The 16,465-nt window shown below is 69.2% G+C and carries 4 protein-coding genes; all 4 read left to right on the top strand.

Annotated features, from left to right (window positions below):
- Positions 1-7 precede the first annotated feature (7 nt).
- Genes BHS09_RS21655 through BHS09_RS21640 form a run of 4 tightly spaced genes read left to right on the top strand, consistent with a single transcriptional unit; the run spans position 8 to position 16,461 of the window.
- On the top strand, positions 8-5,569 hold the full coding sequence (locus tag BHS09_RS21655; protein WP_140798808.1) for a type I polyketide synthase: 5,562 nt from the start codon (positions 8-10) through the stop codon (positions 5,567-5,569).
- Positions 5,570-5,576: 7 nt separating this feature from the next.
- Positions 5,577-11,078 (top strand): type I polyketide synthase, encoded by a 5,502-nt coding sequence (locus BHS09_RS21650; RefSeq protein ID WP_140798806.1) that lies wholly within the window; start codon positions 5,577-5,579, stop codon positions 11,076-11,078.
- Complete coding sequence (locus tag BHS09_RS21645; RefSeq protein WP_140798804.1) at positions 11,075-15,382, top strand: non-ribosomal peptide synthetase; 4,308 nt, start codon at positions 11,075-11,077, stop codon at positions 15,380-15,382. The genes BHS09_RS21650 and BHS09_RS21645 overlap by 4 nt, the downstream gene beginning before the upstream one ends.
- Positions 15,382-16,461 (top strand): patatin-like phospholipase family protein, encoded by a 1,080-nt coding sequence (locus tag BHS09_RS21640; RefSeq protein ID WP_140792797.1) that lies wholly within the window; start codon positions 15,382-15,384, stop codon positions 16,459-16,461. Before BHS09_RS21645 ends, BHS09_RS21640 begins: the two co-directional genes overlap by 1 nt.
- Positions 16,462-16,465 lie beyond the last annotated feature (4 nt).

Below are 16,465 nucleotides of genomic sequence, written 5' to 3'. Positions count from 1 at the left end.
CGGATCGATGTCAGCGCAAGGAAGCGATACGAGCTACGGCGAGCTGATGAAGCGCGCGCTCCTGAAGTTGCAGGAGACGCAGTCGAAGCTCGATGCCCATGAGCAGGAGCGGCACGGGGCCATTGCCATTGTCGGCATTGGCTGCCGGTTACCGGGGGGCGTCACCAGCCCTGCTGAATACTGGCGCCTGCTCTCAGAGGGCGTGGACACCGTCACCGAGATTCCATCCGACAGATGGAGCGCGGACGGCTTCTTCCATCCCGACCCGGATCATCCCGGTGGCATCTACACGCGCCACGGGAGCTTCCTGCGGGACATCGACCAGTTCGAACCGCGCTTCTTCGGCATCTCCCCGCGTGAGGCGGCGCGGATGGACCCGCAGCACCGGCTGTTACTGGAGGTCGCCTGGGAGGCCGTGGAGCGCGCCGGCCGGAATCCGACGAGCCTGAGCGGGACGCGGACTGGCGTGTTCGTCGGGATGATGGGGCAGGACTACACGCAGATTGCCACCCAGTCTCCGGAGCTCATCGACGCCCACACCGGTGCGGGGAATGGCGCGAGCGTCGCCGCGGGACGTCTGTCGTACTCCTTCGGACTCGAAGGGCCCAGCCTCACGGTCGATACCGCGTGCTCCTCGTCGCTGGTCGCGGTGCACCTGGCCATCCGCAGCCTGCGTCAGCGGGAGAGCGACTTCGCGCTGGCGGGCGGGGTGAACCTGGTCCTCTCTCCCGTCGCGACGCTGATTGAGTCGCGCACGCACATGCTGTCGCCCGATGGCCGGTGCAAGACCTTCGACGCCTCGGCGAACGGCATCGGCCGAGGGGAGGGCTGTGGGCTCGTCTTCCTGCGGCGCCTGTCGGACGCGATCGCGGATGGGGACCCCATCGTCGCGGTGATTCGCGGCTCGGCGGTGAACCAGGATGGGCGGACCAGCGGGCTCACGGTGCCCAACGGGCTTGCCCAGCAGCGCGTCATCCGGGATGCGCTGCGGGACGGACAGGTGGAGCCCGCGAAGGTGGGCTACGTCGAGGCCCACGGGACGGGGACGTCGCTGGGCGACCCCATCGAACTGGAGGCACTCGCGTCTGTCTACTGCGCCAGGACGGGACGGCAGCAGCCGCTGATGGCCGGCTCGGTGAAGACGAACATGGGGCACCTCGAAGGTGCGTCCGGTATCGCGGGGTTGATCAAATCCGCGCTGTGCCTGGCGAACGAGGAGGTCCCGCCGCACCTCCACCTGCGCTCACCCACGCCGCACGTGGACTGGAAGCAGTTGTCCATCGAAGTGCCGACGTCGCGCCGTCCGTGGCAGGGGGCGGAGTCGCGCTTCGCGGCGGTGAGCTCGTTTGGCTTCTCGGGGACGAACGCGCACGTCGTCCTGGAGTCCGCGCCACGGCCGAAGTCTCCGGTCCGGGAGGTGGAACGCCCGCGTCACGTCCTGGCGCTCTCCGCGCGCTCGAACGCCAGTCTTCGCAGGTTGGCCGGGTCCATCGCGGAGGAGCTGCCGCTGTGCCCCACGGAAGGACTCGCGGATGTCTGCCATACGGCGAACACCGGCCGCAGCGCCATGGAAGAGCGCGCGGCCTTCACGGCTTCGACCTCCGAGGAGCTGACCGAGGCGCTGCGTGCGTTCAGCCGTGGAGCGCCCACTGCCCCCGGGACCTGCGTGGAAGGCCGCCGCGACGCCGAGGCACCGCGCGTCGCGTTCCTCTTCACGGGCCAGGGTTCCCAGTACGTGGGCATGGGCCGGGAGCTGTTCGACACGCAGCCCGAGTTCCGCCGGGAACTCGTGCGCTTCGAGAACATCCTGAAGCCGCACCTGGAGCGGCCGCTCACCGAGGTGCTCTTCCAGGACACGGAAGGGGCGCTGGACGAGACGCGATACACCCAGCCCGCGCTGGTGGCGCTGGAGCTGGCTTTGGCGCACCTGCTGCGAGCGTGGGGACTGCGCGCCGACGCGGTCCTGGGCCACAGCGTGGGTGAGTACGCGGCGGCCATGTTCGCGGGTGTCCTGGAGCCCGAGGTCGGCTTGCCCCTGGTGGCTGAGCGCGCGCGGCTGATGCAGGCGCTGCCCGAGCGCGGCGCGATGTTGGCCGTGTTCGCTGAGCCGGCGCGCGTGCTGCCGCTCATCGCCGGGCATCCCCGGGTCACGCTGGCGGCCATCAATGGGCCGCGGAACACCGTCATCTCGGGGGACAGCGCGGTCATTGACACCGTGCACCAGGCGCTCGTGGAGGCGGGCATCGAGAGCCGGCGGCTGAAGGTGTCACACGCGTTCCACTCTCCGCTGATGCAGCCCATGCTGGCGGAGTTCGAGCGGGCCGCGAGCCGCGCCGCCTTCCAGAAGCCGCGCCTTCCCCTCATCTCGAACCTCGACGGACGCGAAGCAGGCGAGGCCATCACCCAGCCGGCCTACTGGTCCCGCCATGTCCTCCAGCCCGTACGCTTCGAGGAGGGCATCCGGACGCTCCTCCAGCGCGGGGTGCGTGTATTCGTGGAGGTGGGCCCCAAGCCCTCGCTGTCCAACCTCGCGCGGGACGTGGTGGCGGGTGAGGAGGCGCTGTGGCTGGAGACGCTTCACCCGCGCCGCTCCGACTGGGCCGGCCTGCTCCGGGCGATGTCCGAGCTGTATGTGCGCGGCGCCAGGCTGGACTGGGAGCGCTTCGATGCGGGCTATGGGCGGACTCGCAAGGCCCTGCCGACCTACCCCTTCGAGCGGCAGCGGTATTGGCTGGACGTGCCCGCGCCGTGGACGCGCACGTCGCGCCGTGCGTCGACTCACCCATTGCTGGGGACGCGTCTGGAGTCCGCCGCTTTGAAGGAGGGGACGACCGTCTTCTCCAGTGAGCTGTCGGCGGGAACCGTGCCATTCGTTGCGGACCATCGGGTGTACGGCAAGGCGGTGGTTCCCGCCGCTGCCTACGTGGAGATGCTGGCCTCGGCGGCGGCGCAGGTGCTCGGAACGGAGTCGCTGCGGCTGGAGGACATCTCCCTGCTTCAGCCGCTGGTGCTTCCCGAACAGCAGACGCGGGTCGTCCAGACGTTGCTGGAGGACCAGGGCGAGGCGGGCCTTGCGTGCAAGGTGGTGAGCCGAGGGGACGAGCGCTCGGAGGAGGGCGGCGGCGGCGCGCGCACGGCCTGGGTCACCCATGTGACGTGCCGGGTGTCGGCACTGAGCGCCGTGGCCCCATCGGTGGATCGGGAGGCGTGGGGCCGTGGCTGCTCGACGCCTGTTTCCATCGATGAACTCTCCGCCGTCTTCACGCACCACGGACTCGACTACGGGCCGTCCCTGCGCGTGCTGACGTCGCTGCATCGGGGGACTGGGGCCGCGTTGTCGTTGGGCCGGGTGGAGGACCGGAGCGGGCACTACCGCGTCCACCCGGCGCTGTTCGACGGCTGCTTGCGCACGGCGGCGGCGGTGTCGCAGCTCACCGAGGAAGACGCGCTGCACCTCCCGGTGGCCTTGCAGACGCTCGACCTGTACCGGCCCCTGCCGGAGCGCGTCTGGACGTATGCGACGCAGCCTCCCCGGGAGGGGCAGGAGGGCTTCTCCGCGACGGACCTGACCCTGTGTGACGAAGAGGGCGCGGTGGTGGCCGTCGTGTCGGGGTTCTCGGTGCGCAAGGCCGAGCGCGATGTGTTGCTGCGCGGGCTCGACAACGACTTCCAGGACTGGCTGTACCGCCTCAACTGGGTGCCGCGTGCCGTCACGGAGGAAGCCCGCTCCGCGAATCAACATTGGGCCGTCTTCACCAGCGAGGACGACTTCGCATCGGACCTGGTGCAGGTGCTTTCGCAGCGTGGCGAGCGCTGCACGTTGGTTCGCAAGGGGGAGTCGTTCAGCAGCACGCTAGAGGGCTTCCGCATCAATCCCGCCAACCCGGAGGACTCTGCGCGGCTGGTCAAGGCGTGGGCGAATCAGCCTCCCACGGGGCTGTTGTACCTCTGGGGCCTCGATGAGGGGGCGCAGACGGGTGACGCAGGCGCCTGGCTCGACGCGGCTCAGGAGTCGGGGTGCCTGGGCGCGCTGCGGTTGACGCAGGCCCTGGCGCATGGGCAGGGAGCGTCGCCCCGGCTGGTGCTGGTGACGCGGGGCTCGCAAAGCCTGCCCTCCGATACGCACGGCGCCCGCGTCGCGCAGGCGCCGCTGTGGGGCTTCGGACAGGCCGTGGCGACGGAGTTGCCCGAACTGCGGTGCCTCCGCATCGACCTGCCCGCGGAGCCCCGGTCCGAAGACCTGGGCACATTCATGCGGGCGCTCGCGTTGCCGGATGGGGAGTCCGGCGCTGCCATTCGTGGCGGCGGTCTCTACACCCCCCGGCTCGAGCGGGCCCGTTCTCGAACGGTCGCGGCGAAGAAGGTGTCCATCTTCGCGGAGGCCACCTATCTCGTCGCGGGAGGCCTGGGGGGACTCGGCCTGCGTGCCGCCACCTGGTTGGCGGCGCAGGGCGCACGGCATCTGGTCCTGATGGGGCGCAGTGCTCCGGCTCCTGAAGCCCGCGCCCAGCTCGATGCGCTCGAGGCCCAGGGCGTGAAGGTGCGGGTCGCACGGGTAGACATCGCGTCTCACGACGCCATGGCGGACCTCTTCGCGAGCTTGCGCGAAGCCCCGCCCGTGCGCGGCATCATCCATTCGGCGGGCGTCCTCCGCGACGGAACGCTCGCCAACCAGACGCCCGAGCAGTTCCGGGAGGTGCTGGCCCCCAAGCTTCGGGGCGCGTGGAACCTCCATGTGCTCAGCCAGGGCATGGCGCTGGACTTCTTCGTCTGCTTCTCGTCCGCCGCCTCGCTCATCGGGTCTCCGGGCCAGTCGAACTACGTCGCCGCGAATGCCTTCCTCGATGCGCTGGTCCATTTGCGCCACGCGGAGGGGTTGCCCGCGCTGACGCTCAACTGGGGCTCGTGGGCGGAGACGGGCATGGCGGCGCGGCTGGAGCGGGCCGCCTCCGCGCGGCCGGGGGCGCAGGGCTTCGGCGCCATTCCCGTCCAGCAGGGCTTCAGCGTACTGGAGCGGCTCATCGGGAGCGCGCAGGTCCAGTGGGGCGTCTTCCCCGTGGACTGGGCGCGGCTGGCGGAGCAACTGCCGGGGCTCGCGCGGCAGGCGCTCGTCCAGGGCTTGCTGGGGAGCGTGCCACAGCGGGTGCAAGCGCCGGCCTTCCGCGCGCAGTTGGACGCGGCGCCGCCGAATCGCAAGGCGGAGTTGCTGCGTCAGCACGTCGCGGGGCAGGTGTCCGCGACGTTGGGCATGCCGGAGTCGGAGCGGCTGTCCGGAAACGAGCGCCTGTTCGAACTGGGCGTCGATTCGCTGCTGGCCATCGAAATCAAGAACCGGCTCGCGAGCAGCCTCGGGCGAAGCCTGCGTTCAACGCTGATTTTCGACTTCCCCACGGTGAACGGACTCGTCGCGCATCTGGCCGAAGAGCTGGGGATGGGGACCGAGGCTCAGAAGAAGCAGGAAGCATCGCGGGAGGCGCAGGGCGCGCTCTCCGCGGAGATTCAAGGGCTGTCGGAGCAGGAGCTGACATCCCTCATCGACCAGGAGCTGGAGAGCGCGCTCACCAGATGAGACCCTGATGGCGAAACTATCTACACGCATTTCGGAATTGCCTGTCGTCAAGCTCGCGTACCTCGCGAGCCAGCTGCGCTCGAAGAAGGAGCTGCTGGCGGCCGAGCCCATCGCCGTGGTGGGCATGTCCTGCCGCTTCCCCGGCGGAGGTGACCTGCCAGAGACGTTCTGGGAGCTGCTCGCCGAGGGCCGCGACGCGACACGGGACGTGCCTGCCTCACGCTGGGACGTCGACGCGTTCTACGACCCCACGCCCGGCGTCCCGGGAAAGATGTACACGCGCCGAGGCTCGTTCATCGACGGCGTCGACCTGTTCGACCCTGGCTTCTTCGGCATCACGCCGCGTGACGCCAAGGGCATGGACCCGCAGCAGCGCATGCTGCTGGAGGAGTGCTGGCGAGCCCTGGAGCGCGCCGGCATTCCGCCCGCGGGCCTCTCCGGGAGCCGCACCGGCATCTTCCTGGGGCTGATGCACAACGACTACAACCTGCTGGGCATCGCCGAGAACATGGAGTTCCACTCGGCGTCGCTCAACTACCCGTCCGTCGCCGCGGGACGCATCTCCCACACGCTGGGCCTTCAGGGGCCCGCGGTCTCCGTGGACACGGCGTGCTCGTCGTCCGCCGTCGCCATCCACCTGGCCTGTCAGAGCCTCCGCAACGACGAGAGCGACCTCGCGCTCGCCGCGGGCGCGAACCTGAACCTCTCTCCCGTCACGGTGATGGTGGAGTGCCAGAACCGCATGCTGGCGGCGGATGGCCGCTGCAAGACGTTCGACGCGTCCGCGGACGGCTTCGGGCGCGGCGAGGGCTGTGGCGTCGTCGTACTCAAGCGCCTGTCGGACGCGCTGGCCAAGGGCGATGCCATCCTCGGCGTCATTCGGGGCTCGGCTGTCACACATGACGGCCGCAGCAGCGGGATGATGGTGCCGAACGGGCGCTCGCAGGAGCGCGTCATCCGGGCGGCCCTGGATAGCTGTGGCGTGGAGCCGGACCAGGTGGGCTACATCGAGGCCCACGGGACGGGGACGCTCCTCGGTGACCCCATCGAGATGGAGGCGCTGCGGTCCGTCTTCGGGCGCAAGGGCGCTCGCGGTGAGCCGCTGTACGTCGGATCGGTAAAGACGAACATCGGGCACCTGGAGGCCGCCGCCGGTATCGCGGGGCTCATCAAGGTCCTGCTCGCGTTGCAGAACGAGGCCATCCCCGCCCACCTGAACTTCGAGCGGCCCAATCCGAACATCCGCTGGGACGACCTGCCCGTCACCATCCCCACGGCCACGCGGCCCTGGCTGCGCGGTGACAAGCGCCGCATCGCCGGAGTCAGCAGCTTCGGCTTCAGTGGCACCAACGTGCACATGGTGGTGGAGGAGGCCCCCGTGCTGGCGCGCCCCCGCGTGGATGCGGAGCGCCCGGCCCATGTGCTGACGCTGTCGGCGAAGAGCGAAGCCGCGCTCGAAGCGCTGATGGAAGCGCAGGAACGCGCGTTGCCGGAGGACGCAGCGGCGCTGGGAGACTGGTGCTACACGGCGAACACGGGCCGCTCCCAGTTCGAGCACCGTGCCGCCGTTTCGGGCGCCACGACCGCGGAGCTGCGCGCGAACCTGACGCGGCTGCGCGAAGAGAAGCTGCGCCCGGCGCGCGAACCCCTGCGCGGAACGGAGAGCCCCCGGCCCGTCTTCCTCTTCACGGGGCAGGGCGCGCTTCGCCCCGGCGTGGGACGGGAGCTCTTCGAGACACAGCCGGTGTTCCGTGCAGCGGTGGAGCGGTGCTCGAAGGCGCTGGAGGGGCTGCTCGACTGCAGCCTCGAAGCGCTCCTCTTCGGTGAATCCTCAGCGACGCTCCTGGAGGACACGCGCCATGCGCAGCCCGCGCTGGTGGCCCTGGAGTATGCGCTGGCGGAGCTGTGGGGCGCCTGGGGCGTCACGCCAGCGGCGCTCATCGGGCACAGCCTGGGAGAGTATGCCGCGGCCGCTGTCGCGGGGGTGTTCAGCATCGAGGAGGCGCTGCGCCTGGTCGTGACGCGCGCGCGGCTCATCGGCGAGTTGCTGGGCACGGGCGCGATGCTGGCGGTCTCTGCGTCGCTCGAAACGGTGAACCGGGCCATTGCGCCGCACGCCGACACGGTTTCCATGGCGGCGGTCAACGGTCCCGATGACGTGGTCATCTCCGGGACGCCCGATGCCATCACCGAGGTGGAGCAGGCCCTGACGAGCCAGGGCGTCCAGACGAAGCGTCTGCGGATGTCCTACGCGTTCCACTCCACGCAGATGGAGCCCGTGCTGAAGCCGTTCGCGGAGGCTTTCCGAGGGCTCACGCTGTCGGCGCCACGCATCCCGCTGGTGTCCACGCTGGAAGGCCGGCGTGTCGGTGACGAAATCACCCGGCCAGACTACTGGTGCCGTCAAATCCGAGAGCCTGTCGCCTTCGGCAAGGCGCTGGAGGCGTCGCGCGAGGAGGGGCACCGGACCTATCTGGAGCTGGGGCCAGCGCCCATCCTGGCTGGCATCGGCCGCAGGACCTTCCAGTCGGAGGACCTGTGCTGGCTTCCCAGCCTGCGTCCGTCCACTGGAGAGACGGCGCAGCTGCTCTCCAGCGTGGCGGAGCTGTACATGCGCGGCTTCGACGTGGATTGGGCCGCGTTCGATGCGCCGTTCGAGCGGCGCCCACGCTGCTTGCCGACGCATCCCTTCCAGCGTGAGCGCTACTGGATGGACTCGCGAAGCCCCGAGAAGCACCGCGGCCAGGCTGCGCGTGACGATGCCGGGCGAGGCGACGCGCACTCCCTGCCAGGGACACCGCTGTCGCTCGCGGGAGCCAAGGAGTCACGGTTCGAAGCCAGGCTGAGCAGGCACGAGCCCGCCTTCGTCGAGGAGCATCGTGTGCTGGGCAACCCGGTATTGCCGGCCTCCTGCTACGTCGAGATGGCGCTCGGCGCCGCGCACCACGCGACCTCGGGCGGGAAGCCCCTGGAGCTCACGGCCATCGAGCTGGAGCGGGCGTTGGTCTTCGCGGAGGGACAGGCACAAAACGTCCAGACGGTCCTGACGCCCGAGGAGCAGGGCTCCCGCTTCGAAATCTTCGGGCAGGGGACAGGGACGTCGGACCGGAGCTGGGCCCGGTTGGCGCAAGGTCGAATCACCGAAGGCCGCGCACACCCGGAGAACGTGGCGCTGGAGTCGGGGCTGTTGCCGGCGTTCCCCCAACAGGGCTCCGTCAGCGCGCACTACGACATGATGGCGCACGGCGGGTTGGAGTACGGCCCCTCGTTCCGAGGCATCGATGCGCTGCGGTTCGGCGGGGAGGGATGCCTCGCCCACGTGCGGCTGCCCGATGAACTCGTCATCGGTCTGGGGGACTACTGGCTGCATCCGCTGCTGCTCGACGCGTGCTTCCAGACGGCGGCGGCGGCGTTCATCGGCGGCGGCGCGCAGGTGGCGGGAGACGGGCAGGGGCGCATTCCGGTCGCCATCGAGCGGCTGCGTTGGTTCAAGCGGCCCGGGAGCAGCATCTGGGTGCATGCCCGAACCGGGGCGGGCACGTCGCTCTCTGAGGGACTGGTGAGCGCCGACCTCCGCATCCTGGACGAGGATGGCGCCGTCGTGGCCGAGGTGGAAGGCCTGCTGCTGAAGCAGGTCGACCGCCGCGCGTTCCAGGCCGCCTTCTCCGGGGCGATGCAGGAACTCCTCTTCGAGCTGGCATGGCGGGAGCAGCCCGTGCCCACCGCACGTGACCAGGTGGCTTCGCAGTCCGGGGCCTGGCTGTTGCTGGTGGACTCGGACCGCGTCGCGGACGAAGTCAGGACGTTGGCGCGGCAACGCGCCTGGTCCTGCGTGGTGGCCACGCCCGGTGCGTCCTACGAACGCATCGACGCGACCCACTATCGGCTCAACCCCCATGACGCGGCCGGCTTTGACCGGTTGCTCCAGGACGTCTCCGCCATGGGCTCGGCTCCGGCGGCAGTGGCCTACCTGTGGGGGCTCGATGACCGTTCCCCAGAAGCCCTCTCCGGCGCGGTGACGTCGAGCACCGTGGGCGCGCTTCACCTCGTGAAGGCGATGGCCCGTGTCAGCTGGGCGCAGCCGCCTGCCCTGTGGATGGTGACGGAGAGCGCGGTGGCCGCCACGCCCACGGATGCGGTGGAGGGCTTCGCTCAGGCCTCGCTCTGGGGCTTCGGCCGCGCGGTGGCCATCGAGCACACGGAGCTCGCGTGCCGCATGGTGGACCTGGAGCCGGGCTCTGAATCGCTGGAGCGGTTGTTCCACCTCATGGCGCAGCCGCCGCAGGAGAACGTCATGGCCCTGCGCGGCGGCCGGCTCCTGGGCGCGCGCCTGGTGCGTCCTGGCAAGCCACCTGAACGCACTGCCCCCGTGCGTATCCGCCCGGATGGCGTCTACCTCGTCACGGGAGGCCTGGGCGCGCTGGGGCTCGCGACGGCGGAATGGCTCGTGGGGGCGGGGGCGCGGCACCTGCTGCTGGTGGGGCGGAGCGAGCCCTCGGACGCGGCGAACGGTCGGCTCGCGGCGCTGACCGCCCGGGGCGTCAACGTCAACGTCGCGCGCGCGGATGTCTCACGACAGGAGGACGTGCAGCGGCTGGTGGCGGGCGTGTCCGAGCGGGGCCAGTCCCTGCGAGGCATCATCCACACGGCGGGCGTGCTGGAGGACGGCGTCATCCTGCACCAGGAGGCGGAGCGCTTCTCGCGCGTGTTCGCGCCCAAGGTGCAGGGCGCGTTGAACCTGCACCGCGCCACGGCCGGGATGCCGCTGGACCTCTTCGTCATGTACTCGTCCGCGGCCTCGCTGGTGGGCGTGGCAGGACAGTCCAACTACGTGGCGGCGAACAGTGTCCTTGATTCACTGGCGCATCACCGGAACCGCCAGGGTCTGCCAGCCCTCAGCATCAACTGGGGAAGGTGGGCGGGCGCGGGCATGGCGGCAAAGAGCGCGGACCGCTCGGAGGCGTCGGATGCCGCCAGCCTCTCACCCGAAGTGGCACTCCATGTCTTCGAACAGCTGCTGGAGCAGGGGGCCGTGCAGGTGGGCGTGGTGCCCTTCAGCGTCTCCTCGATGGAGGCGGGGCCTTCGCCCGGCCATGGCCCCTTGTTCTCCGAGCTGATGCTCCGTGAGCAGGCCCGGTCCGCGGCGGCTTCGCGGATGCATGAGCTGATGGACGAGCTGAAGCGGGCGGACGGAGAGCGCCGGCGAGCGTTGCTGACCCGATACGTGCAGAGCCGGCTGGGGCCCTTGCTGGGCTTCGCCCCGGACCACGAGGTCCTCCAGAAGAAGATCTCCCTGAACGAGATGGGGCTCGATTCGCTGCGCGCGGTCGAGCTCAAGAACCGCATTGGCCGCGAGCTGGGTGTGGACCTGCTCATGGCGCGTTTCATCGACGGCACCACGCTCGACGGGATTGTGGATGCGCTGAGTACCCAGCTCGAGCTCAAGGATCTGCTCGCGCGTGCTCCCGCGGCAGAGGCCGCAGCCGACATCGAGGAGTTGACGGTATGAACCTGGGGGAACTGCTCGCCGAGCTGAATCGGCGGGGCCTGGAAGTCCGGGTAGAAGGCGACGCGCTGAGGCTTCGCGGACCGAAAGGCGCCGCCAGCCCGGAGCTTCGGCAGTCACTGGCGGAACACAAACCCGAGCTGCTCAAGCTCCTGCGTGCCCATGACCAGGGCCAGGAGGAGGCGCCCATCGTCCCGGTTCAACGCACCGGGCCCGCGCCGCTCTCCTATGGGCAGACGCGGCTGTGGTTCCTGGACCGTCTGGAGCCCGGGAGCACCGCCTACAACCTGATGCTGGCTTTGCAGATCGACGGTCACCTCGACGTCGCCATCGTGAAGCGCTGCTTCACCGAGGTCATCCGCCGCCACGAGGTGCTCCGCACGCGTTATGCCGAGCACGCGGGCGTCCCGGTCCAGATTGTCGACCCGGAGCCCCGGTTCGACTTCCGCGTGCTCGACGAGCGCGAGGTGTTGGCCTCCGAACCCGCGGGCGTGGAGGCCTTCCTCCAGCGTGAGGGCAAGCGGCCCTTCGACCTGGCCACGGGCCCCGTGATGCGTGTGCTCATCATCGAGCGGGGCGCGCGGGGGCAGTACCTCCAGCTCTGTCTGCACCACATCGCGGCGGACGTATGGGCGCAGGCCATCCTCGTCCGCGAAATCGTGACGTTGTATGGCAGCTTCGCCAGCGGCCAGCCCTCGCCGTTGCCGCCCCTGACGCTCCAGTACTCCGACTTCGCTGTCTGGCAGCGGGAGTACCTCCAGGGCGAGGTTCGCCAGAAGCTGGTGGACTACTGGCGCAAGAAGCTGGAGGGGGCGCCTCCGCTGCTCGAGCTGCCCACGGACCATCCGCGCCCCAAGGTGCAGTCGAACCGAGGCGGCGAGGTCCGCTTCGAAGTGGGCCCCCAGCTCACCGCCGCCTTGAAGGCGCAGAGCCACGCGGCCCGCACCACGCCGTTCGTGGGGATGTTGAGCGCGTTCTTCGTGCTCCTGCACCGCCTCACGGGGCGTGAGGACCTGGTCCTGGGCGCGAACTCCATCAACCGGACGCGCACGGAGCTGGAGCCGCTGGTGGGCTTCTTCGTGGACAACCTGGTGATGCGGGTGGACCTCGGTGGCAGCCCGGGTTTCGCCACGGTGCTGGAGCGCGTGCGTGAGACGGTGCTCGATGCCTTCGCTCACCAGGACCTACCCTTCGACCTGCTCGTGGAGGAGCTGAGGCCCGCGCGCAGCCTGGGCTTCAACCCGTTGTTCCAGGTCGTGTTCGCCTGGGTCCGCGCTTCCGGCGAGGCCCAGGACGAGACGGGCCTCCGCATGCGGCCGCTCGAGTTCGAAGCGGAATCATCGCGCTTCGACCTCAACCTCTTCGTGGATGACCACGGCGACCGGTTGTCGGCGCGGATGGTGTTCAACCGTGACCTCTTCGAGCAGGGCACCATCCAGCACTACATGGACTGCTTCCAGGTTCTGCTCGAAGGGCTCGTGGCCGAGCCCCAGCGTCCGGTGGGCGAGCTGCCCGTGCTCCCCTCGGATGTCCGCGAGCGCGTGCTCCGGCAGTGGAACGACACGGGGACGCCGGAGGCGGAAGGCGCGTGCCTCCATGCGCTCATCGAAGCCCAGGCGCTGCGCACGCCGGATGCGGTGGCCGTCGTCGTGGACGACTGGGAGCTGACATACGGCGAGCTCGACCAGCTCAGCGACCGGGTCGCCGCGTCGCTCCAGGATTTGGACGTGGGACCGGAGGTGGTGGTCGGCGTCTACCTGGACCGTTCGGCGGAGCTCATCGTGAGCCTGCTGGCGGTGATGAAGGCAGGGGGCGCGTTCCTCGCGCTCGACGCAGACGAGCCCGCGGACCGGCTCCGCCACATCGTCGCGGATGCGCGGCCCCGGGTGGTGATTTCCTCCACGAAGCTGTCCGAGCGCCTCTGGGGCATGGGGGGCTTCGTCACGCTCCACGTGGACGAAGGCTATCGGGACATTCCCGCCGCGCCAGGCCAGCAACTCCGCCGCGACGTCCTCCCCGACCAACTGGCCTACATCCTCTATACGTCGGGCTCGACGGGCCGGCCCAAGGGCACGGAAATCACGCACCGGAGCATCGTCAACTACCTGCGCTGGAGTGTGGACGCGTACCGGCTTCGCGAAGGGACGGGGAGCCCGGTGATTGGCTCCGTCAGCTTCGACGGCACGCTGACGAGCCTCTTCGCGCCGCTGCTGGCGGGACGCGCGCTGTTCCTCGTGCCGCGCGGCCACGAAATCGACCAGCTGACGTCCCGGGACTACCCCGAGCAGGGCTTCAGCTTCATCAAAATGACGCCGTCGCATCTGCGGGCCTTCAACGGCCTGGGACGCACGCGCGAGGTGCTGGGCCGCACCCACGCGGTGGTGCTGGGCGGAGAAGGGCTGCACGGCGTGGACCTGGCCGCGTGGCGGGAGCAGGGCATCCCCACGCGCGTCATCAATGAGTACGGCCCCACCGAGGCCGCGGTGGCGTGTTGCTTCGAGACACTGCTCCCGGATGGCGCGACGCCGCCGGAGCGCGTGCCCATTGGCCGGCCCATTCCGCACATGCGGTTGTACATCCTGGACCGGTACCTCCAGCCGGTGCCCGTTGGCGTACCCGGCGAGCTGTACATCGGCGGCGTCGGCCTGGCCCGAGGCTATCTGCGCCGGCCGGACCTGACGGCGGAGCGCTTCGTCCCCAATCCCTTCGACATGGGCACGGAGGGCTCGCGGCTCTACCGCACGGGGGACCACGCCCGGTACCTCTCCGACGGGCGCATCGAGTACCTGGGCCGCCAGGACGACCAGCTCAAGATTCGAGGTCACCGCGTCGAGTCGGGAGAGGTGGAGGCCGCGCTGGGCCGCCATCCCGACGTCGTCCAGGCCGCGGTGCTCCTGCAGCGTCTCCCAGGCGGAGCGCCGCGCCTGGTGGCCTACGTGCAGCCCCAGTCGATGGAGAACGATGACCTGCGGGCCGTGCTGCGCAAGTCCCTGCGTGAGGTGCTGCCCGAATACATGATGCCGGAGGTCATCGCGGTCCTCCCTGAGCTGCCGCTGACGCCCAGTGGGAAGATTGACCGCAAGGCGCTCCCGCCCGTGGTGTCCGAAGCGCCCGTGGCCAGCGCGCTGGCCCGCACGGAGGCGCGGACCGAGACGGAGCGGCAGCTCCAGGCGCTGTTCGGCGAACTCCTGGGACTGAGCACCGTGGCGCCCACCGACAGCTTCTTCGAACTGGGGGGCCACTCGCTCCTCGCCGTTACGCTCATCTCTCGCATCTCCGCGAAGCTGGGCATCGAGGTGCCCCTCAACGAGGTGTTCGACCGGCCCTCCGTGGAGGCCCTGGCGCACTGGGTTGACGAACACTCCAGCAAGGTCACCGCGCTGATTCGCCAGCTGCCCGCCTGTGTGGTGGCGCTGAAGCCCCTGGGGCACAAACCGCCGCTGTTCCTCGCCCCGCCGTCCGCGGGCAGCCCGGCCGTCTACGTCACCCTGGCCCGCCACCTGGACGCGGAGCAGCCCGTGTTCGGCTTCCAGATGCCTGGCGTCATGGACGACCAGCGGCCACCGGAGACCATCGAGGACACCGCCGCGCTGTATGTGGCGGCCCTGCGGCAGGTCCAACCGAGTGGGCCGTACCGGATCGCGGGCTGGTCCTACGGAGGGCTCGTCGTCTGTGAGATGGCGCGGCAGCTCGAGGCGCTCGGGGAACAGGTGGCGCTGCTCGGCTTGATTGACGGCGCGGCGCTGGACCGGTTGGCCGCGCATGACGGCACCCCGCAGGAGATTCCCGCGGGCTCCCAGCTCATCAAGGTGCTGGGGGAGGCCCAGATGCCGCGGGACTACGCCAGCCTGAGATTGATAGGCGAATGGATGGGCATCAGCCTCCCCGAGGCATGGGCAGACCTGCTTCGTCGGGATACAGATGGGCAGTATTCATACCTGTGGCGTTTCTTGCGAGACAGCGCGCTGACAGCCCGGAATTTCCTGGCAACACGCCGCTCGGAGCAACTCTATACGTTCTCTGCGTACGGAGGCTCCGCCACACTTTTCAGGACGGGTCCTGTGACGATTGGCGGCGACCCGCTCGTCGACAGTGTGCGCAGGTTCGCACTCTCGGGGACGGAAGTGATACCGGTTCCAGGCAATCACATGACGCTCATCATGGATGAGCGGAACGTGGTCGTGCTTGCAATTGAAATACAGAAATGTCTGGATAGGGTTTTGACGTTCCCGCCAATCGCAGAAGTGTCTCGGGCGGAAATGCCAGCAACGGGGCTGGCTGCGCAGCTCCCCATGGAGGTCATGTAATGCCGCACCGAGTCCTTGCAATGGATGGTACGTCTATTTCCGGCGGTGAGGGGTATGTCACCGCGGGACTGCTCAAGTCGTTGAAGGAGACCCTGACCAGCCGCGGAGGCGGGCAGAGCCTGCTGAACGACGTGGAGCTGTTCTCCGGCACGTCCGCGGGTTCCTTCAACGCCGCGTTCTTCGCCACCTACGAGAACCCCGACGACGCCTTCCCCAAGATCCTCGACTTCTGGGGCGAGGTCGTCCAGATGAACCGCAAGGCGGTGTCACTGGGGCGGACCGCCATGGCGCTGACGGGCAACGCCGCGCTGCTCGACTCCAGCTACATGCGCGACTTCTTCTGCAGCTACTTTGGCGCCACGTTGCGCCTGGGAGACCTAAAGCGGAAGGTGGCGCTGCCATCCTTCCAACTCGACGGTCACCGCAAGTCGCTGCGGACCTGGAAGGCCAAGGTCTTCCACAACACCGGTCCGGACAACGACACCGACCACAACGAGCTGGTGGTGGACGTGCTGATGCGCAGCGGCTCGCCTCCGCTCTCCTACCCCGTCTACCAGGGCATCCGGGAGCAGGGCAGCGGCTACGTCGACGGCGGCATCTTCGCCAACAACCCGTCGCTGGTGGCGCTGGCGCAGATCATCAACAACATCACCCGCAAGAGCCGCTCGGAGAAGGTGGAGACGCTGGAGACGGAGCCGCCCGACCTGACGAACATCCTGATGATGTCGGTGGGCAACGGCTGCATGTCGTCGTACCTCACGCCGCACTTCTGCAAGGGCGTGGCCAACTGGGGCTTCTCCAAGTGGCTGCTGGACTTCCACGACCCCATGGTGCTCGTGAAGATGATGCTGGAGGCCGGCTCGGACGCGGCGGACTACCAGTGCCGCATGATTCTGCGGAAGAAGTACTTCCGGCTGAATCCCGTGGTGGACCAGACGCTCTCCGCGGCGAACCTCAAGCAGGTGGAGTCCACCGTCCAGAGCCTGCTGAGCACCCAGTCCACCGTCTCGCAGCTCAACCGTGCGCAGACGTGGATCGGGAAATCAGGCTGGGCGTCTGACGCGGCGAAGGCGACCTAGCGCG

The organism is Myxococcus xanthus (assembly GCF_006402735.1).
Classification (GTDB): Bacteria; Myxococcota; Myxococcia; order Myxococcales; family Myxococcaceae; genus Myxococcus; species Myxococcus xanthus_A.
The sequence above is the reverse complement of the archived record's forward strand: the minus strand, read 5'-3'. Positions and strand labels throughout refer to the sequence as shown.

Bases quoted from the DNA above. Each gene is read 5' to 3' on its own strand.
- BHS09_RS21655 (WP_140798808.1), top strand. From the start codon at position 8: ATGTCAGCGCAAGGAAGCGATACGAGCTACGGCGAGCTGATGAAGCGC.
- BHS09_RS21650 (WP_140798806.1), top strand. From the start codon at position 5,577: ATGGCGAAACTATCTACACGCATTTCGGAATTGCCTGTCGTCAAGCTC.
- BHS09_RS21645 (WP_140798804.1), top strand. From the start codon at position 11,075: ATGAACCTGGGGGAACTGCTCGCCGAGCTGAATCGGCGGGGCCTGGAA.
- BHS09_RS21640 (WP_140792797.1), top strand. From the start codon at position 15,382: ATGCCGCACCGAGTCCTTGCAATGGATGGTACGTCTATTTCCGGCGGT.